19 protein-coding genes and 1 tRNA gene are annotated in these 19,334 nt (G+C 63.7%); 11 read left to right on the forward strand and 9 right to left on the reverse strand.

The annotated features are described in order from the left end of the window. The first annotated feature begins 507 nt into the window (after positions 1 to 507). Positions 508 to 924 carry a hypothetical protein gene (locus NFW30_RS10655; RefSeq protein WP_295354883.1) on the forward strand — a complete coding sequence of 139 codons (417 nt, stop codon included), beginning with the start codon at positions 508 to 510 and terminating at the stop codon, positions 922 to 924. A gap of 32 nt (positions 925 to 956) precedes the next feature. Here NFW30_RS10655 and NFW30_RS10660 read toward each other — a convergent pair whose 3' ends face one another. After that, positions 957 to 1,166, reverse strand: a complete 210-nt coding sequence (locus NFW30_RS10660) for a hypothetical protein (RefSeq protein WP_295354886.1) — start codon at positions 1,164 to 1,166, stop codon at positions 957 to 959. 362 nt (positions 1,167 to 1,528) lie between these two features. Between NFW30_RS10660 and crcB the strand changes: the two genes are divergently transcribed. Next, entirely contained in the window at positions 1,529 to 1,915 is a 387-nt protein-coding gene (crcB, locus tag NFW30_RS10665; RefSeq protein ID WP_295354887.1) for a fluoride efflux transporter CrcB, read from the forward strand. 13 nt (positions 1,916 to 1,928) lie between these two features. After that, positions 1,929 to 2,282, forward strand: a complete 354-nt coding sequence (locus NFW30_RS10670) for a DUF190 domain-containing protein (protein WP_295354890.1) — start codon at positions 1,929 to 1,931, stop codon at positions 2,280 to 2,282. Here NFW30_RS10670 and NFW30_RS10675 read toward each other — a convergent pair. From NFW30_RS10675 to rplU, 6 genes are all read right to left on the reverse strand, one after another. Continuing rightward, on the reverse strand, positions 2,279 to 3,010 hold the full coding sequence (locus NFW30_RS10675) for a lipopolysaccharide kinase InaA family protein (protein WP_295354893.1): 732 nt from the start codon (positions 3,008 to 3,010) through the stop codon (positions 2,279 to 2,281). The two genes, NFW30_RS10670 and NFW30_RS10675, sit on opposite strands and share 4 nt — an antisense overlap. A gap of 32 nt (positions 3,011 to 3,042) precedes the next feature. Then, the gene (locus tag NFW30_RS10680; protein ID WP_295354896.1) at positions 3,043 to 3,726 is read right to left on the reverse strand and encodes a class I SAM-dependent methyltransferase; all 684 of its coding nucleotides are present in this window, start codon (positions 3,724 to 3,726) and stop codon (positions 3,043 to 3,045) included. Between the two features lie 14 nt (positions 3,727 to 3,740). Next, positions 3,741 to 4,859, reverse strand: coding sequence for a glutamate 5-kinase (proB, locus tag NFW30_RS10685; RefSeq protein ID WP_295354899.1), 1,119 nt, complete (start codon positions 4,857 to 4,859; stop codon positions 3,741 to 3,743). Beyond that, positions 4,856 to 5,956 (reverse strand): Obg family GTPase CgtA, encoded by a 1,101-nt coding sequence (gene cgtA / locus NFW30_RS10690; protein WP_295354902.1) that lies wholly within the window; start codon positions 5,954 to 5,956, stop codon positions 4,856 to 4,858. Before cgtA ends, proB begins: the two co-directional genes overlap by 4 nt. A 105-nt stretch (positions 5,957 to 6,061) precedes the next feature. Continuing rightward, positions 6,062 to 6,328 carry a 50S ribosomal protein L27 gene (gene rpmA, locus NFW30_RS10695; RefSeq protein ID WP_034934898.1) on the reverse strand — a complete coding sequence of 89 codons (267 nt, stop codon included), beginning with the start codon at positions 6,326 to 6,328 and terminating at the stop codon, positions 6,062 to 6,064. 19 nt (positions 6,329 to 6,347) lie between these two features. Next, the gene (gene rplU, locus NFW30_RS10700; protein WP_295354908.1) at positions 6,348 to 6,683 is read right to left on the reverse strand and encodes a 50S ribosomal protein L21; all 336 of its coding nucleotides are present in this window, start codon (positions 6,681 to 6,683) and stop codon (positions 6,348 to 6,350) included. A gap of 167 nt (positions 6,684 to 6,850) precedes the next feature. Here rplU and NFW30_RS10705 point away from each other — a divergent pair, with 167 nt between their 5' ends. From NFW30_RS10705 to ampD, 6 genes are all read left to right on the forward strand, one after another. Next, a complete protein-coding gene (locus NFW30_RS10705) occupies positions 6,851 to 7,819 on the forward strand; it encodes a polyprenyl synthetase family protein (RefSeq protein ID WP_295354911.1) in 969 nt (322 codons plus the stop codon). A gap of 18 nt (positions 7,820 to 7,837) precedes the next feature. After that, a tRNA-Pro gene (locus tag NFW30_RS10710) sits at positions 7,838 to 7,914 on the forward strand. Between the two features lie 156 nt (positions 7,915 to 8,070). Next, complete coding sequence (locus tag NFW30_RS10715) at positions 8,071 to 8,304, forward strand: PP0621 family protein (RefSeq protein WP_295354914.1); 234 nt, start codon at positions 8,071 to 8,073, stop codon at positions 8,302 to 8,304. A gap of 4 nt (positions 8,305 to 8,308) precedes the next feature. Next, positions 8,309 to 9,901: a HAMP domain-containing sensor histidine kinase gene (locus NFW30_RS10720; protein ID WP_295354917.1), complete on the forward strand. Its 1,593-nt coding sequence runs from the start codon at positions 8,309 to 8,311 to the stop codon at positions 9,899 to 9,901. Continuing rightward, positions 9,895 to 11,265 (forward strand): sigma-54 dependent transcriptional regulator, encoded by a 1,371-nt coding sequence (locus NFW30_RS10725; protein WP_295354920.1) that lies wholly within the window; start codon positions 9,895 to 9,897, stop codon positions 11,263 to 11,265. Before NFW30_RS10720 ends, NFW30_RS10725 begins: the two co-directional genes overlap by 7 nt. After that, positions 11,262 to 11,843, forward strand: a complete 582-nt coding sequence (gene ampD / locus NFW30_RS10730) for a 1,6-anhydro-N-acetylmuramyl-L-alanine amidase AmpD (RefSeq protein ID WP_295354923.1) — start codon at positions 11,262 to 11,264, stop codon at positions 11,841 to 11,843. The genes NFW30_RS10725 and ampD overlap by 4 nt, the downstream gene beginning before the upstream one ends. A gap of 32 nt (positions 11,844 to 11,875) precedes the next feature. Here ampD and NFW30_RS10735 read toward each other — a convergent pair whose 3' ends face one another. After that, the gene (locus NFW30_RS10735; RefSeq protein WP_295354926.1) at positions 11,876 to 13,042 is read right to left on the reverse strand and encodes a pyridoxal phosphate-dependent aminotransferase; all 1,167 of its coding nucleotides are present in this window, start codon (positions 13,040 to 13,042) and stop codon (positions 11,876 to 11,878) included. A gap of 116 nt (positions 13,043 to 13,158) precedes the next feature. Beyond that, positions 13,159 to 14,997, reverse strand: coding sequence for a phosphoenolpyruvate carboxykinase (GTP) (locus NFW30_RS10740; protein ID WP_295354929.1), 1,839 nt, complete (start codon positions 14,995 to 14,997; stop codon positions 13,159 to 13,161). A 360-nt stretch (positions 14,998 to 15,357) separates the two neighbouring features. Here NFW30_RS10740 and NFW30_RS10745 point away from each other — a divergent pair, with 360 nt between their 5' ends. Then, positions 15,358 to 17,658 (forward strand): NADP-dependent malic enzyme, encoded by a 2,301-nt coding sequence (locus tag NFW30_RS10745; RefSeq protein WP_295372062.1) that lies wholly within the window; start codon positions 15,358 to 15,360, stop codon positions 17,656 to 17,658. 464 nt (positions 17,659 to 18,122) lie between these two features. After that, positions 18,123 to 19,103: a D-alanyl-D-alanine endopeptidase gene (gene pbpG / locus NFW30_RS10750; RefSeq protein ID WP_363322095.1), complete on the forward strand. Its 981-nt coding sequence runs from the start codon at positions 18,123 to 18,125 to the stop codon at positions 19,101 to 19,103. Positions 19,104 to 19,334: the final 231 nt, after the last annotated feature.

A 19,334-nucleotide genomic window follows, 5' to 3' on the forward strand; every position in this document is an offset into this window, starting at 1 on the left:
TTTGGCTATGACAGAAACCTCATCCTGTTTGGTTCCGGCTTCGCCGGCTTAGGGGCTTCAGGTCGATCAACTGCCTAGCTGAACGATGCTAGGACCTAGGGAGCATGCTCGGGTTGACCCAAGTCAACCCGTCCGCCGAATCGTCCCCGTTTCGAGACTCAGAAGCGGGGTGGACGAATGGGGTCGACTCGCATGCCAGACAGCCACTGTCAGCGGTCAGGGCCGACGATGGCCGAGGAGTTCACCATGTGGTGGGTGACTTGGCCGGCAAGCATGCCTTGGCTTCGCTCGCGATCTGCTTGAGGATGGTATGAAGCGTCGCCTCGAGCATGTCACCGGTGTGCTGCGGGATCGTTGTGCGCCATCTTGGCGCCGGGTCATGCCAGTTCTCATCAAACGCCCCCTGCTGAGCCAATCCGGAATCCACCACTGCTCGCGCTGGCAGGCTCGGGAGGCGCTCGCTCCTGGCGGTCGCGACAAGGGTACAGGACCTTCCAACACGGCAACATGCAACCGCCCGCCACGGACCGCTGGCGACAGGGTGTCGGTGTTGATCCCAGGTTTTGCCGCAACCCTCTGGATGGTCTGTCCGTCATCGAACAGGGCCTGCGCCCGCTGCAACACCTCTGCCGTCGGGATGGCCGGGCTGCGGCGCTGCGGGTGCACATTGAACTCTGCGGCCCTTCCTGCCGTTGCCGCTTGGAGGTCCGCCTGACACTCAACGCGGGCACCCCGAACTCCTTCCCGACAGACAGCAGGCCCTTGATTGGCGTCACCGAATCAGGAATGATCGGCGCACGCAGCTGTGGCATCGGAGTCTCCTGCCAGATCGGCGTCGCGCCAGAAAAGCTCAAGCATCTGGCTTCAGCGGCATCTTCGCGATACCTGTCCGGATCCCGCGCAGAAATCCTCTCCAGTGCTTGATCGCGGCGCTAACCTGATGACTTGCCGCGCATTCATGACGCCACTTCTGCAAGCTTCATGGTGCCGAGATCAGATTGTCTGAGGCTCCCTGCCGTCGACATCGTCGAGCCCGCCGCCTGGCCAAGCCTTGTCTGATAGGTGCCGCAGACTCCGAACGCCGCCAGCAGGGCCAGTCCTTCCTCATCCAGGGGTTCGATCCGGAGTGCGCAATCGCCGCCTTCCATCACCATCATCACTTTCATTTCAAACTCCTTGGTCCCCCGGCCATGCTGCCGGGCGGACACGCCAGATCCACCAGCGGCTTTGCAGTCGCCCTGGCGCCCGCTGCTTACGTCAGGGCTGAGGGTCAGAGGCAGCGATGAGATCGTGGCCTCCGGTTGCAGTATCGGCCTGCAGCGGCGCGGCTGGAAAGGAACTACTGCACAGCTGGTGGCCCGCACGCAGCAGATCGTGCGGGCGGCGGGTGCGAATGCTATAGTCTTCCATGAGGTTGGTCGGGATTGGTGAAACGTGGGTGGTGGTGGAGGCGGTCATCCGCCACCGGCGTGACAAGCCGGCTGTTGCGCAGATTGTCTGTGAGCGACGCGTTTCTTGAGGCGCCTGCATGTGGAAGTCGATCCTTGCCATCTCGGTTGGCGCTGCGCTTGGCGCACTGCTGCGCTGGCAGCTCGGCGTCCGGCTCAACGCGATCCTGCCGAGCATTCCGCCGGGGACGCTCGCTGCAAACCTCTTCGGCGCCTATGTCATCGGTCTGGCGATCGCCTTCTTCACGTTCTCGACGACCGTCTCGCCCGAGTGGCGTCTGCTCGTCATCACTGGCTTTTGCGGCGGCTTGACGACCTTCTCGACGTTTTCGGCCGAATTGGTCGTCTTGCTGCAACAGGGTCGGCTGCTGTGGGCGTCGGTCTTGATTCTGGCGCATGTTGCCGGCTCGCTGCTGATGACCCTCGCCGGCATGGCGACCGTCTTCTGGCTGAAGGCTTCGGGCTGACGAGGAGGCACGGATGAAAGGCTGCCTGCTTCGTTTCTATGTCGGCGAGGGCGAGCGTCTGCACGGCGTTCTACTCTGGGAATGGCTGCTTGCCGAGGGGAACCGGCTCGGCATCCGTGGCGGCTCGGCGTTCCGTGCGGTCGGCGGCTTCGGGCGCCGGCACGCGGTACACGAGGACCGCTTCTTCGAACTCGCGGGAAGTGGTGCCATCGAGGTCGAATTCGTCGTCACCGAGGACGAGGAGCGCCGATTCCTGGACCTGCTCCGGCGCGAGAAGGTCAGGATCTTCTACTCGCGGATGCCGGCCAGTTTCGACATCATCAATCCCGACGCGAGGGATCTGGCACCGCCCGGCTTGGGCGATTAGCGCCGGAGCCGGGCCATGTGCTGCCGGTAGGCCAGCGTGAAATGCTGCCAGTCGGCATCGTTCCAGCCCAGCGTGTGCCGCCGCAGCTGGTCGAGGTCGTGGGCGCCAACGCGCTCGCGACTGATGCCTTGGCGCAGCTTTTCGAGGTCGATGAAGCGCACGTCGCCTTCGCCGTAAGCATCGGGCACTGCCGGGTTGCGACGGACGAAGACATGCTTGCCGTAGAGGCAGCTGTGTTGCAGGCGGTGGCTGTGCAGGCGAGCGCAGGCGCTGGCGATGGCGGCGATCAGCGACTGGCGCTGCCGTGGCGCTGCCTGCTGGTTGGCCACGTTCCATTCGTCGAGACTGCTGAAGTCGTCGAGAGCGCGCGTGACGAGAATTGCCTGCCAGTGACCGGCATCCCGGCGGTCACCGTAGTACAGTGCGTCCAGACTGCCAATGCCGTGTCGCTGCAGACGCAGGATGTTCAGGTATTCGCGGTAGAACGTGGGGATGCCGCGCAGGGGGTGGCGCAGCGTCCGGCAGAGGTGGTCTTGCTGGCGCTTGACGAAGATCGAGTTGCCGTTGGCAAGCGGGTGCCGGCTGACCCCGCTCCAGCCGCCGCGTCTCTCGTTCGGGGTTTCATGCCAGTCGGTGGCAAGCGACCACAGGGGGAGAAAAGCTGCGAGCCCATCGCGCTGCAGTTCGCTCCGTGCGGCTGCGGAGGGAAAATGATCGCGCAAACTCATCGCGGACGATGGCCTTTGGCCGCAGGCGGATGTCAGGCGGGCAGCTTGCGCAGCACGTAGGCGCGCCACATGAACAGGTAGGGCAGGAAGTCCACGTGGCCCACGATGGCGAAGCCGGCCTCGCGACACTCGCGTTCAAACTGCTGGCGCGGAACGATGAACCGGTTGTCGCTCGTTTCGCCGGCCCGCCGGCGGTTGGCTTCCAGTCGCCGACGACGCCAGGCCTTGTAGTTCCGGTCGACCCAGAGAGACAGGACGACCGTGTCTCGCGTCACGCGATGAAACTCCCTGAGCAGCGCGACGCGGTGGGCGGAGTCGCCGATGTGGTGCATCAGGCGAATCGAGAAGATGCAATCGACGTGCGCATCGGGCAGGCTGATCGCGAACGCGGAACACTGCAGCAGCCGGAAGCGCTTGACGATTTCCGGTGGGCGCACCTTGCCGGCGACCTCGAGCATGGCCTGGCTGTAATCGGCGGCCAACAGCTGCCGGTGCGGTTTTTCTGCGAGGAGCGACCAGAAGCGTCCGGTACCACACGGCAGGTCGAGAACCGACGCGGGGTTGCCGGCAAGCGCCAGCGCGCGTGCCGCCATGCGATGCTCCAAGCGATCAGACAGCTTCTTCCGATCGTGCTTCTGGAAGTACTCCTGAGAGTGCGAATCGGTGTACTTGTCTGAGAAAGGCAGGTGAATGGATTGCTTGTGTTCGTCGCTCATGTCGTCACCGGTGCTCAGGTCAGGATCAGGTTGTCGCGGTGGATGATTTCGGGCTCGTCGATGTAACCGAGGATGTCCTCGATGTCCTGACTGGCGCGGCGCGCGATGCGCCGCGCGTCGCTACTGCCGTAGTTCACCAGGCCGCGGGCAATCTCGCCGCCGTCGTCGGCGACGCAGGCAACGGCGGCGCCACGTTCGAACTCGCCGAAAACCGCGAGGACGCCGATGGGCAACAGGCTCCTGCCCTCGCGCAGGGCGCTGATGGCGCCACCGTCGAGCAGCAGCCGTCCGTTCAGCTGCAGGTGGTCGGCGAGCCACTGTTTGCGCGCGGTGAGCGGCGGTGTTTCGGAGACCAGAAGCGTCCCCAGCGGTTCTCCGCGCACCAGGCGGAGGATGGCGTCGCTGGTGCGGCCGCTGGCGATCACCGTATGGGCACCACTGCGTGCCGCGCGCTTGGCGGCGATGACCTTGGTGATCATGCCGCCCTTGCCAAACTGGGTGCCGGCACCGCCGGCCATGGCTTCCAGGGCGGGCAGGCCGGCGCGCGCCTCGCTGATCATCGTTGCTGTCGAGTCCTTGCGCGGATCCGCAGTGAACAGGCCCTGCTGGTCGGTGAGGATGAGCAGACAGTCGGCTTCAATCAGGTTGGCGACCAGAGCGCCGAGTGTGTCGTTGTCGCCGAACTTGATCTCGTCAGTGACGACCGTATCGTTCTCGTTGATGATCGGTACAACGCCCAGAGCCAGCAAGGTGCTCAGCGTTGAACGGGCGTTGAGGTAGCGTTTGCGGTCTGCGAGATCATCGTGCGTCAGCAGGACTTGCGCCGTGTGCACTCCATAGCGCCCGAAAGCGCTCTCATAGACCTGCGCCAGGCCCATCTGGCCGACCGCAGCAGCGGCCTGCAATTCGTGCACCGCTCGTGGTCGCTTCCGCCATCCAAGACGTTGCAGACCACAGGCGATCGCGCCCGAGGATACGAGGATGACCTGCTTGCCGAGGCGGTGCACTTCGGCGATCTGTCGCGCCCAATCGGAGATGGCGGCAAGGTGCAGGCCTTCCCCGTTGTTGGTAACCAGAGCCGATCCGACCTTGACGACGACACGGCGTGCTGCGGCAATGCGGGTGGTGGTCATCCCAGGCCCGACTCTGCTTCGCCTGGCGGCCATTCGGGCCACGAGCCGTCGCCCAGGGCGTCCGCGTCGGCAGCGGCGGGTCGCGGCATCCTGTCGAGTGCTTCCTGCAATCGCTGCGTCAACTCCACGCAGCCGCCGCCATTGATGGCACTGATTCGGAAGCACGCCGCATGAGTCGCGTCGCAGGCTTGCAGGAAGCCCGCAATGCGGGATTCGAGCTCGTCGGGCGGAATCAGGTCGAGCTTGTTGAGCACGAGCCAGCGTGGCTTCTCGGCGAGATCGGGATCGTAGCGTTCGAGCTCACGGACGATGGTTCGCGCATCGCGGACCGGGTCGGCGGCGGGATCGTTCGGGGCCAGGTCGACGATGTGGAGCAGCAGTCGGGTCCGTTTGAGGTGCTTGAGGAAGCGGATGCCGAGGCCGGCGCCATTGGCAGCGCCACTGATCAGGCCGGGCACGTCGGCGATGACGAAGCTCCTCCCGTCGTCGACGCGGACGACTCCGAGGTGTGGTTCGAGGGTTGTGAACGGATAATCGGCGACCTTCGGTCGAGCCGCCGACACGGCGCGCAGGAGGGTGCTCTTGCCGGCGTTGGGCAGGCCCAGGAGTCCGACATCGGCAAGCAGGCGCAACTCGAGCCGGAGATCCCGCTGTTCGCCAGGCTCGCCGCGCGTGCACTGGCGTGGAGTCCGATTGACGCTGGACTTGAAATGGACATTGCCCAAGCCGCCACGGCCACCCTTTGCCAGCAGGACCTTCTTGCCGTCACAATCGAGATCGGCGAGGACCTGGTTGCTGTTGAGATCGGCGATGACCGTACCGATCGGCACGCGCAAGGTGAGATCCGGCCCGCGCTTGCCGTAGCAGTCACTCGATCGTCCGTTCTCGCCGCGCTTGGCACGGAACCTGCGCACGTAGCGGTACTCGACCAGCGTGTTCACGTTGCGGTCGGCAACGAAGTGCACGTTGCCGCCATGGCCGCCGTCGCCCCCGTCAGGACCACCCTCGGGCTCATACTTCTCGCGCCGGAACGAGGCGATCCCGTTGCCGCCGTCGCCGGCGGCAATCGAGATCCTGGCCTCGTCAATGAACTTCATGGCTGTCGTCCTGCCCGGGTTCGGGAGTGCAAACAAAAAGCCCTACCGGATAGGATAGGGCTTGGGCCTCATCTGGCTGGCATGCTACCGCCAACTTGCGCTGGTTCAGTCGGCGGCAAGCGGAACGATGCTGACCGTGCGCCGGGCAAGCGCTCCCTTGATGGCGAACTGTACATGACCGTCCACCAGGGCGAAAAGCGTGTGGTCCTTGCCGATGCCCATGTTCTCGCCCGGATGGTAGGCGGTGCCACGCTGGCGAACGATGATGTTGCCGGCGCGAACGAGCTGTCCGCCATAGCGCTTGACGCCAAGGCGTTTCGCTTCCGAGTCGCGGCCATTGCGTACGCTGCCGCCGGCTTTCTTGTGTGCCATGGATCAGACTCCTTTCGTGTCAGGCTGCGGTGGCCATCGCGGCGCCGGCCGCGATGGCGTCAACGCGAATCTCGGTGTAGTTCTGGCGGTGCCCTTGATGCTTTTGTGAGTGCTTGCGCCGGCGCATCTTGAAAATGCGGATCTTGTCGTGACGGCCGTGGGACAGCACAGTTGCCCTGACCGCCGCGCCGGTGACCAGTGGCGTGCCGATTTGCACCGAATCGCCTTCACCGAGCATGAGAACCTGATCAAGGGTAACTTCTGCGCCAACTTCTGCCGGGATCTGTTCTATTTTCAATTTTTCGCCGCTGACAACGCGATATTGCTTGCCACCGGTTCTTATCACCGCGTACATGTTGGACTCCAGGTTGACTAAAACTGAACGATGTGCAGCAAAGAACCGCGCATTCTACCTTCTTTTCGGTTCCAGTCAAAGCCTTTTCGGGGGCGTGACATCGGCTTGCTTGACGCACGAGAGGGCGACGCCTAAGATCCGCAGGTTTCGTGCCAGGGTGCCGTGTGGTGAGAATGGAGCAGCTGTACAGGCTGATCGGGTCGGACATGACCGCTGTCGACGCGGTGATCCGTCAACACCTGCATTCGGACGTCGCTCTGGTGCGGCAGGTGGCCGAGTACATCGTGCAGAGCGGAGGCAAACGGCTGCGGCCGGCATTGGTGCTGCTTGCGGCTGGGGCGCTCGACTATCGCGGCACGCACCATCACCACCTGGCGGCGGTTATCGAGTTCATTCACACGGCGACGCTGCTGCACGATGATGTGGTGGACGCCTCCAACCTGCGGCGTGGCCGGCAGACCGCCAACGCACTGTTCGGCAATTCGGCCAGCGTGCTGGTGGGGGACTTCCTCTATTCGCGTGCCTTCCAGATGATGGTCGCGGTGAACGACATGCGCATCATGCAGGTGTTGTCTGATGCGACCAACGTCATCGCCGAGGGCGAGGTCCTGCAGTTGATGAACTGCCACGATGCCGACGTCGATGAGGATGGCTATCTGCAGGTCATCCGCTACAAGACGGCCAAGCTGTTCGAGGCCGCCGCACAGGTTGGCGCTATCATCGGCGGCGCCGATGCGGCTGTCGAGAGCGCCATGGCAGTCTATGGGATGCACCTTGGCACCGCTTTTCAGTTGATCGATGACGTACTGGACTATTCCGGTGCCGAACTGGAGACCGGCAAGCATCTGGGAGACGATCTCGCGGAGGGGAAGCCGACGTTGCCGCTGATCTTCGTTCTGCAGAATGGCACTGCAAAGCAGGTGGCGAGTGTACGGCGGGCGATCGAGGACGGTGGTCGGGACAACCTGCCCGAGATCCTGGCTGCGGTGCGTGACAGCGGTGCGCTCGAGTATGCGCGGCGGCGAGCGGCGGCTGAAGCCGATCTCGCGGGGCACGCCCTGGCGGCCGTTCCCGCTTCTCAGCATCGGGATTCCCTGTTAGAATTATGCCTCTTCGCGGTTGCCAGGACTTACTAGCTCTGGTGTCGCTTCGGTCGGGGCGTAGCTCAGCCTGGTAGAGTACTGCGTTCGGGACGCAGGAGTCGGAGGTTCGAATCCTCTCGCCCCGACCAACCGTCGCCTTCAGCCTGGCACTCTGGTGTAGCCCGAGTTCGATGTCGGGTTGGCTCGTGGGTGCGGACGGCGTTCTCCGCCGGGTCTGCGCAGCCCATTGCGGGTTGCCAGGCATCTGCTATGCTTCGGCGCTCCGCAGGTCTCTTCGTGTCGCGATGACGAAATACCTTCTTCTGCTCGCTCTCGGGCTCCTGGCATGGTGGGCGTGGCGTGGTTTCCGCAAGTCCGCGGGGACAACGGCGCAGGGCGGTCGCGATCGCGAGGTCGAGCGAATGGTGCAGTGTGCTCACTGTGGCGTCAATCAGCCCGTCAGCGAGAGCCTGCTTGCCAACGGCCGTTACTACTGCTGTGCCGCCCACCTGCGCGAATCTGGACGCGACGGCGACTGAGGAGTTGGCGTCGAAGACGGGCGGGCGTGATCTGGAGAGCTTCTCCGAGACGCGCTGGAAGTCGCTGCGATACTTCCAGCTCTATCGCTTCGTGGTTGCCGCGCTGCTGTTCTTTTCGGCGCTGCTTCATCCTTCGGCCTTGCCCGTTCTCACCCTGCATCAGGGCTGGCACCATGTCGGGCTGGCCGCCGGATACCTCTTCAGCACGATTGTCTCGGCGGTCGTTGCGTACGCCTGGCGGCAGCACGCGAGCAGCCAGATCACCGCCAGCGTGCTCCTCGATGTGCTGGTGATGACAGTGCTGATTCACGTCGGAGGTGGCCTTGGCGGTGGTTTCGGATCGATGCTTCTGGTGACCCTTGCCGGTGCCGGCCTCGTCGGACAGGGGCGACTGGTGATCTTCTATGCTGCGCTGGCGACCATCGCCGTACTCGTAGAACAGTCGTATCGCGCGCTGCAGACCGACCTCGATGCGACAGCCTTCTTCCAGGCCGGTGTCTTCAGCATCGCTTTCTTTGCCGTTGCCATCTCGGCGCGGTTGCTCGCCCGTCGGCTCCTCGCCAACGAGGAGCTTGCGCGTCGCCGCGGCATCGACCTGAAGAAGCAGACCCTGGTCAGCCAGAGAGTGATCGAGGAGATGCAGGAGGGGGTACTGGTGCTCGGCAATGACGCACGCGTTGCCCAGTGCAACCCGCGGGCCAGGCACCTGCTGGCCGCCAGCGAGAGCGGCGAGCCGGTTCTGCGCGAGTGCTCGCCCGAACTGCTGCAGTCCTTTGCCGACTGGCGGCGGCAGCCTGACGGAGGCGCAGTGCTGGTGCAGGTACCAGCGAACGGAGTGCAGTTGCGCGTCCGCTTCGTTGGGACCACCGGTGGTGACAGCGATGTGCTGGTGTTTCTCGAGGACATGAGCCGCCTGCGCGAGCAGGCGCAGCAGATCAAGCTGGCAGCGCTTGGGCGCTTGACGGCGAGCATTGCGCACGAGATCCGCAATCCACTGTCGGCAATCCGCCACGCCGGCGAGCTGATGCGGGAGGAACGGCGCGGCGAACTGTACGAACGGCTGTTGCGCATCCTGCTCGACAATACCCAGCGCGTGGAACGTATCGTCAGCGATGTCCTCGAACTGGGCCGTCGCGATCGCGTGTATCGCGAGCTCATCGATTTGCGACAGTTGCTGCCAGCATTCACCGAAGAATGGGCGACCAGGGAACAGCTCGCCGCCGATGTGATCCAGCTGGAGGTGTACGGCAACGCACGTATCTGTTTTGATCGCTCTCATCTGCATCAGGTATTGTGGAACCTGCTGAGCAACGCGCTGCGGCATTCCCGTCGCCTGGCCGGCAGCGTTCGCTTGCTGGTTGGCGATGGCCGGGTGGCGGGGCAGGTGGAATTGCACGTGATTGACGATGGTGAGGGGGTGGCCGATGACTTGCGGGAACAGATCTTCGAGCCCTTCTTCACGACCCATCATCGTGGCACCGGTCTTGGCCTGTACATAGCGCGCGAGCTGTGCGAGGCGAACGAGGCACGTCTCGAACTTCTGGGACGCGGCAAGGGTGCCGACTTTCGTCTCCTGGGGAGGGCTCTGGATTGTTGACTGGCAAGGTGCAACGTCGCCCACGCGGCGATCTGGCTCGTGTTCTGGTGGTCGATGATGAGGCGGACATCCGCGAACTCCTCGATCTCACGGTGGCACGGATGGGGCTCCTGGCGGACTGCGCAGCGACGGTTGCCGAGGCGCGGAAGTTCCTCGAACAGCAGCGCTACCAGCTGTGTCTGACGGACATGCGACTGCCTGACGGGGATGGGCTGGCGATCGTCAGGCTGATCGCCGAGAGCTACGGGGAGACGCCGGTAGCGGTGATCACCGCCTTCGGCACGACGCAGAACGCGGTTGCCGCGCTGAAAGCCGGCGCTTTCGACTATCTCGCCAAACCGGTGGCGCTTGAGCAGTTACGCAGCCTGATCAAGTCGGCACTCAACCTGCCACGGCGCAGCGACGGGGCCGGTGAAGGGGGGGGCAGCGACGCTGCGACACGACTCATCGGCACGTCGCCAGCCATCGCCCATGTGCGGGAGATGATCGACAAGCTTGCCCGCAGTCAGGCGCCGGTGTACATCTCCGGCGAGTCGGGAACCGGCAAGGAACTGGCTGCGAGACTGATTCACGATCAGAGCGCCCGCCGCAACGCCCCCTTCGTGCCGGTGAACTGTGGGGCCATTCCCGAGAACCTGATGGAGAGCGAGTTCTTCGGTTATCGCAAGGGGGCCTTTACCGGCGCCGACAACGATCGCTCCGGCTTCTTCCAGGCGGCGCAGGGGGGGACGTTGTTTCTCGACGAGGTGGCCGACCTGCCCCTCGGGATGCAGGTCAAGCTGCTGCGTGCGATTCAGGAGAAGAAGGTGCGCCAGGTTGGCAGCACGGTCGAGGAGCCGGTCGACCTGCGGATCATTTCGGCGACGCATCATCAGCTCAGGGATTGCGTCGATGCAGGAACCTTCCGCCAGGACTTGTACTATCGCGTCAATGTCATCGAACTCAGGATGCCGCCACTGCGCGAGCGTCGCGAGGATATCGCGCCACTGTCCGAATTCATGCTCGCCAGGCTTTGCGGATCGCAGCCGCCGCGCCTCGATCCCGCGGCAGTGCGGATGCTGGACGACTACAGTTTTCCGGGCAATGTGCGCGAGCTCGAGAACATCCTGGAGCGTGCCACGGCGCTGTGCAGCGGCGCGGTGGTTGGGGTCGATGACCTGCAACTGGCGCCAGAGACGGCGGTTCGCGATGGTCTCGGCAGGGAGAGCGAAACCCTTGATGACTACATCAATCGTGTCGAGAAGCAGGCCATTCTCGACGCGCTGACCAAGACCGATTTCAACCGCACGGCGGCGGCCCGTTTGCTGGGAGTCAGCTTCCGCTCGTTGCGCTATCGCATCGAGCGCTTGGGAATCGAAGAATGAGTCGGCCCCGGCAGGCACCCGTGGCGGCAGTCGACGAGGAGGGCTGGGTGGATGGTGCCTTGCGCATCGACTCGCCAAACTGCGATGAACGGCCGGACGGCGAGACGGTCTCGCTGATCGTCGTGCATGCGATCAGCCTGCCGCCAGCCTGTTTCGGGGGTGACGCGATCATTCGCCTGTTCACCAATCGCCTCGACGCCGCTGCCCATCCCTACTTCGCCGAGGTCGCCGGCATGCGGGTTTCGGCGCACTTCCTGATCAGGCGCGATGGCGAGTTGATCCAGTTGGTCTCGTGCCGCCAGCGCGCGTGGCACGCGGGACTTTCGTCCTGGCAGGGCCGACCGCGCTGCAACGACTTCTCGCTCGGCATCGAACTCGAGGGCTGTGACGAAGCACCCTTCACCGAGGCGCAGTACGGCTGCCTGTTGGACCTGCTGCGGTGCTTGTCGGCAAGATTCCCAATCACTGCGGTGGTCGGTCACAGTGATATCGCTCCCGGGCGCAAGACCGACCCTGGGCCCTTCTTCGACTGGCGGCGTCTGGCGGCGTTCGGCAGTCTGCCGGGATTGCTGCGCTGACGCGGCTGCTGCCGCACGCTGGCGGTGGATCTTCAGGCTGGGCCGAGAAAGCTGCGAATCCGGTCGACGGCTTCAGCCAGTCGCGTCACGTCGCTGGTGTAGGCGAAGCGCAGATACCTCTCGGGCAGGTTGCTGCCAAAGTCGAGTCCGGGCGTTGCGGCGACTCCGACCGACTCGAGCAGCTCGCTGGCGAAACGAGTGCTGTCGTCGGTGAGTTGCGAGCAGTCGGCGTATAGGTAGAATGCCCCCTGCGGCCTTGCCGGGAAGCGGAATCCCAGGGTCTCGAGCGCGGGTGCCAGGAAGTCCCGCCGCTCGCGGAATTCGTTGCGGCGCTCCTCGAGGATGGCGATGGTGTCCGGGTGGAAGGCCGCGAGGGCGGCGTACTGCGCGGCCGCAGACGGCGAAATGAAAAGATTCTGTGCCAGCTTCTCGATGTCGCGAATGAAGCGCGGCGGCACGACGAGCCAGCCGAGACGCCAGCCCGTCATGTTGAAGTACTTCGAGAAACTCTGGACGACGAAGACCTCATCGTCGAACCCGAGCGCGCTCATGGCATCGCGCCCGTAGGTGAGCCCGTGGTAGATTTCGTCGATGACCAGCTGTCCGCCCCTCTCGCGGACAAAGCGGGCGATGTCGGCCAGCGTCTGGTCGGCGAGCAGGGTTCCCGTCGGATTGGCTGGCGATGCGAACAGGGCCCCGGCTGTCCGTTCATTCCAGAATCGGGCCAGATCATCCACAGTCGGCTGGAAGTTGCTCTCGCCGCTCACCGGAATGCCGATTGGCCGGCCCTCGAAGCAGCGCACGAAATGCCGGTTGCAGGGGTAGCCCGGGTCGGTCAGGAGCCATTCGCTTCCTGGTTCGGTGAGGCAGGCCATCGCCAGCAGCAGGCCGCCGGAAGCGCCAGCCGTGACGACGATGCGCGATGTCGGGACGCTTAGGCCGTAGCGCTTGGCGTAGAAGCCGGCGATGGCGGCACGCAGCTCGGGCAGTCCGAGTGCGGCCGTGTAGCGAACCCGACCGCTGGCGATGTGCGCCTGTGCTGCCGCCACTACCGGTTCCGGCGTCGGGAAGTCGGGCTCACCGACTTCCATGTGGATGATGTCGCGACCGCAGGACTCCAGGTCCTTGGCACGAGCCATCAACTCCATGACGTGAAAGGGTGCGATGTCGGCCAGGCGGTGCGCGGGAAAACTTGGCATGCTGGTCTGTTGCTCGAGATGGGGATGAAGTCGTCAGTGTAGCCGCAAGCCGAGGCGCAGGCACAAAGAAGCCGCCCGCAGGCGGCTTCGTTTCGAGATCGATGCGGATCTGCCGATCAGGCTGCTTGGAACTGCTTCTCGAACTCCTCGCGAACGGCGGCGAGCTTGGGCGGCAGCTTGTCGCCCATCTTGCCGAACCAGTCCTTGACTCCTTCGAGCTCGCTCAGCCACGCTTGCTTGTCGAGGCTGGTGACGCCGGCGAATTGTTCCATGGAGAAGTCGCTGCCACTCCAGTCGAGGTCTTCGTAGTTGGGCATCCAGCCAAGGGTCGTTTCTCGGGCCGAGGCCTTGCCCTCGCAACGCTCGATGACCCACTTCAGAACACGGGCGTTGTCGCCGAAGCCTGGCCAGGCAAACTCGCCCTTTTCGTTCATGCGGAACCAGTTGACCATGAAGATCGGCACAGGGTTGTCGGTCGCCTTGCCCATCTTCAGCCAGTGGCTGTAATAGTCGGCCATGTTGTAGCCGCAGAAAGGCAGCATCGCGAAGGGGTCGCGACGAACGACACCCTGCTGGCCGAAGGCGGCAGCCGTGGTTTCCGACCCGAGGGTGGCGGCGGCGTAAACCCCGTGCTCCCAGTCGCGCGTCTGGCAGACCAGCGGCACTGTCGAGCCGCGGCGGCCGCCGAACAGGAAGGCCGAGATCGGCACTCCTTCCGGGTCCTGCCACTTGGCGTCGATGCACGGGCATTGCGAAGCGGGAGCGGTGAAGCGCGAGTTCGGGTGTGCTGCCTTGGTACCCTTTTCCTTGGCGATTTCCGGTGTCCAGTCATTGCCTTGCCAGTCGATCGCGTGCGCTGGTGCCGGGCCCATGCCTTCCCACCAGACATCACCGTCATCGGTCAGCGCGACGTTGGTGAAGATGGTGTTTTCGGCAAGCGAGGCCATGGCGTTGAAGTTGGTCTTGTCGTTCGTGCCCGGGGCGACGCCGAAGAAGCCGGCTTCCGGATTGATCGCATAGAGGCGCGTGACACCGTTCTTGTCCTTGCGCGGCTTGATCCAGGCGATGTCGTCACCGATGGTCGTGATCTTCCAGCCACTCAGGCTTTGCGGAGGAACGAGCATGGCGAAGTTGGTCTTGCCGCAGGCCGACGGGAAGGCGGCAGCGACGTAATGCTTGTCACCGGCGGGAGACTCGACGCCGAGGATCAGCATGTGTTCGGCCATCCAGCCGTCATCTCGCGCCATGTTGGAAGCGATGCGCAGGGCCAGGCACTTCTTGCCGAGCAGGGCATTGCCACCGTAGCCCGAGCCGTAGGACCAGATTTCGCGCGTTTCGGGATAATGGACGATGTACTTGGTGGTCGGGTTGCATGGCCAGCGCGGATCCTCCTGGCCTGGCTGCTTCGGCGCTCCAATCGAGTGCACGCAGGGAACGAAGCTGCCGTCGGTCCCGAGCACCGGGAAGACGTCCTTGCCCATGCGGGTCATGATGCGCATGTTCACCACGACGTAGGCGCTGTCGGTGATCTCGACGCCGATCTGGGCGATTGGCGAGCCGATCGGCCCCATTGAGAAGGGGATGACGTACATCGTCCGCCCCTGCATGCAGCCCTTGAAGAGGCCGCTGAGGGTGGCTCGCATCTTGGCCGGGTCTTCCCAGTTGTTGGTCGGGCCGGCGTCCTCCTGCTTCGCGGAGCAGATATAGGTGCGGTCCTCGACGCGCGCGACGTCCGACGGGTCCGAAAAAGCCAGGAAGGAGTTCTTGCGCTTCTTGAGCTTGGTGAACGTGCCGGCCGCGACCAGTTCGGCACAGAGACGATCATATTCCTCCTGCGAGCCGTCGGCCCAGACGACGCTGGCCGGTTCCGTGAGTGCCGCAATCTCGGCGACCCATTGCTTCAGGCGTTCATGTTTGACGTAGTCGGGGGCGTTGATGGAAACAGTCTGGTTCATGGTAATCACTCTCGAATGAAGGTAGAGAAGCGGAACTTACCGTGGAGCGGCGCGCGGAGCCAAACCGCAAGGGCCGGAAAGCGGAGTAGTCTGCCCAGCCCGGTCGGATGCGACGCGTCGGTCGCGGTTGGCGAGGAACAAGCCCAGTGCAGGGGGTGAGGTCAGCATGCCAGGCGGTGGTGCTACAAGGAACGGAGGGTTTGTGTAATTATGCCACAGGTCCGCTTGGGGCCGGTGGTCGACAACAACAAGAGCACGGCCGCGAGGAGCCGGCGGCGTCTCGCTGGCAGCCACAGTCGCTGCCCATCCGGCGTGCCATTGGCGGCAGCGGCGGCTCGATGAAACTGAGGAGAAGAAAAGATGAAGAAGGAACGAGAGCAACTGCGCACGGCTGCCCTGTTCTACCACCGCAACCCGAAACCGGGGAAAGTGGCGATACAGCCGACGAAGCAACTGGCCAACCAGTACGACCTGTCGATGGCTTACTCACCGGGCGTCGCTGCGGCGTGCGAGGAAATCGCCGCGCTGCCGGCTGAAGTCAGCACCCTCACCTCGCGCGCCAATCTGGTGGGCGTGATCACCAATGGCACGGCCGTACTGGGGCTGGGCGCGATTGGTCCGCTGGCGGCGAAACCGGTCATGGAAGGTAAGGCGGTACTGTTCAAGAAGTTCGCCAACATCGACGTTTTCGACCTCGAGATCGACGAACGCGACCCGGATCGTCTGGTCGACATCGTTGCCTCACTGGAGCCGACTTTCGGCGGCATCAATCTCGAGGACATCAAGGCGCCCGAGTGCTTCCACGTCGAGAGGAAGCTGCGTCAGAGAATGAAGATCCCGGTCTTCCACGACGATCAGCATGGCACAGCGATCGTTGTCGGTGCAGCGATTCTCAATGGACTCTTCCTGCAGGGCAAGCAACTGGATCAGGTGAAGCTGGTGACCTCCGGCGCTGGTGCCGCTGCGCTTGCCTGTCTCGACCTGCTGGTCATGCTTGGTTTGCCAGTTGGCAACATCTGGGTGACCGACATCAAGGGGCTCGTATACGAAGGGCGCGTCGAGGAGATGGACGAGATCAAGGCGCGCTATGCCAAGTGCACCGATGCGCGGACGCTCGGCGAAGTGATCGTTGGCGCCGATGTCTTCCTCGGACTGTCGGCCGGCGGCGTGTTGAAACCGGAGATGGTCGCGCAGATGGCAGCGTCGCCGCTGATCATGGCTCTCGCGAATCCCAATCCAGAGATCCGGCCGGAAGATGTCAGGGCGGTGCGTGACGACGCGATCATCGCCACTGGGCGTTCGGACTATCCGAACCAGGTCAACAACGTACTCTGCTTTCCCTTCATCTTCCGTGGCGCATTGGACGTCGGCGCGACCACCATCAGCGACGAGATGAAACTGGCGGCGGTGCGGGCGATTGCCGAGCTGGCGCGTGTCGAGCAGTCGGAGGTGGCGCTCAAGGCCTATGGCGAGAAGCATGCCAATTTCGGTCCCGAGTACCTGATTCCGAATCCCTTCGATCCACGGCTGATTGGCAAGATCGCTCCCGCGGTAGCAGAGGCAGCCATGGCATCGGGCGTTGCCAGCCGGCCGCTGAAGGACGTGGAAGCCTATCGCGAGAGTCTGCACGAGTTCGTCTACCATTTCGGCCTGATCATGAAGCCGGTCTTCTCGCAGGCCAAGCAGGCACCCCGGCGAGTGGTCTTCGCCGAAGGCGAGGACGACCGCGTGCTGCGTGCGATCCAGGTGATCGTCGACGAGGGGATCGCGCGACCCATCCTGATCGGTCATCCCGACGAAATCGAGCGCAAGCTCGTGGCACTCAACCTTCGGGTGACACCGGAGGACGATTTCGACATCGTGTACGCCGACAACAACGCCTTCTTCGAGCAGCATTTCGAGTCCTACTGGCGCGAGTACCGGCGCCTGATGGAGCGCAAGGGGGTTTCGGCCGATTTCGCTCGCCGCGAGGTTCGCCGTCGGGCCTCGCTGTTTGGTGCGATGATGGTTCGCATGGGCGACGCCGATGGCCTGATCTGCGGCACTTTCGGTCGTCACGACGTGCATCGCGAGTACGTCGAGAACGTCATCGGCCTGGCTCCCGGCGTCAGCGACCTCTACGCCATGAGTTTGCTCGTGCTGCCCGATCGGACGCTCTTCATCGCCGACACCTACATCAACTACGAGCCTTCGGCCGAGCAACTGGTCGACATGACGCTGCTCGCTGCCGACGAGGTGCGCCGGTTCGGCATCCAGCCCCGGGTCGCCCTGCTGTCGCACTCGTCCTTTGGCTCCGAGAACACCCCAACGGCGGTAAAGATGCGCCGAGCACTGCAGCTGCTCAAGGACCGCGCTCCGCGGCTTGAGGTCGAGGGCGAGATGAATGGCGATGCCGCGCTCGACGAGCACATTCGCCAGCGGGTGTTTCCGAGTGACGCCCGCCTCAAGGGGCAGGCCAACCTGCTGATCATGCCGACCCTCGACGCGGCCAACATCTCCTTCAACCTGCTCAAGATCGCTTCCGGCGATAACCTGACGATCGGCCCGATTCTCCTCGGGGCCGCGCAGCCGGTGCATATCCTGACTTCCACCGCGACCGTGCGACGCATCGTCAACATGACCGCCCTGACCGTGGTCGACAAGCTGATGAACGAACGCTGAGCGATCCTCTGTGGGCCGCCGGGGTCGACGCAGCGGTGTGGTGGATTCTGCCAGGCATCAAGGGGACTTGTTTCCTGCACGGGCTGGTGCATAATGTGCTACATTACATAGCTCGCGTATCTGCTTATTTTTGATGGTCTATGGCCTTGCTGGTCCGGTCCGCCGGAGGACGCCGGCAAGGTGAATCATGCGGGAGGGCTGCAATGCGGATGACTCTGAGAGCCTTGGCGGGGTTGTGTCTGGTGTTATTGACGCCACTCGTGGCGTCGACTGGAACGCTGTACGCGGCCGAGCAGGGAAAGGGAAAGACCAAGGCTGCGGCAAGCAAGACGAAGGAAAACGTGGCGTCGAAGGCCAGCACGTCCAAGCCTGTGGCGCAGAAGAACCCTCCCGCGACGGGTCAGAACCGGGCAGCCAAGCGAAATGCCAGCCCGACGCCGGTGGCAGAGCAGAGGAAAGGTGGCTTGGCTGCCGATAACGGGTCCGGGAAACAGGGGGCAAAGCAACTGAGCGGTCGGGACAAGGGCAGTCTGCGCCAGGATCCGGGCAAGCCGTCCGCCCTGGCCGCGAAGAGAACTTTGGCGCCACCGCGTGAAGCAGGTGCTTCAGCCCAAGCGTACCAGAAGAGGAATCTGACACGCGCGCTTGCCAGCAATGCGGACCTCTGGCACGAACCCGGGCAACTCGCCGTACATTCAGGCTCGGCACTGGTCATCGGCCAGGATGCCGGAGAGTTGCTGTACGAAAAGAACGCAAACGCCGTCGTGCCGATCGCTTCGATCACCAAGGTCATGACAGCGATGGTGGTGCTCGACAGCATGCCGAATCTGCAGGCGCCGATCAGCATCAGTGACGAAGACGTCGATTATCTGCGCGGCAGCCGTTCCCGCCTCGGAGTGGGGACGGTGATCACGCGCGAAACTGCCCTGTTGCTGGCGCTGATGTCTTCGGAAAACCGTGCCTCGCACGCGCTCGCTCGTCACTATCCGGGCGGTCTGCAGGCCTTCGTTGCAGCAATGAACCGCAAGGCGGCGTCGCTGGGGATGGTCCACACCCGCTTCGAGGATCCCACCGGATTGAGCAGCAACAATGTATCGACTGCACATGATCTCGCACGGATGGTCGCGGCAGCGCACCGCTACCCGCTGATCCGCGAGTTCTCGACGACGCCCGGTGTGCGCGCCGAAGTGAAAGGCCGTGAACTCGACTTTCACAATACGAACCAGTTGGTGAGCAGTCCGACTTGGGAAATCGGCCTGTCGAAGACCGGATACATTCAGGAGGCGGGCAAGTGCCTGGTGATGCAGGCGCGCGTTGCCGACAAGCCGGTCGTCATCGTACTTCTCGATTCGGCCGGCAAGCAGACCCGCATTGGCGATGCCAATCGCATCAAGCGCTGGATGGAGAGCGCGTCGGCTGCCGGCCGACTGCCGACGCCGGTCTGACACACCGGCGGTGGGGCGCCGAGCCACGGCATGCCGTGGCTCTTTTTTCGTGAGGGCTGGGCAGTCCTTCCCGGTGTCGCCCCGGGTTCTCGTCTCGGACCTGTGTGGGCTGCAGCCGCGGCGAGAGTCTATAACAGTCTATAACCTCTGGCGATAACTAAATGAAGATTCATCCTTTGTCACCAGTTCTCATTTCGACCCCCATGGCCGGGAGTGGTGAGGTTCAGGACG

It is taken from the genome of Accumulibacter sp. (genome assembly GCF_023806635.1).
In the GTDB taxonomy this organism is placed as follows: domain Bacteria; phylum Pseudomonadota; class Gammaproteobacteria; order Burkholderiales; family Rhodocyclaceae; genus Accumulibacter.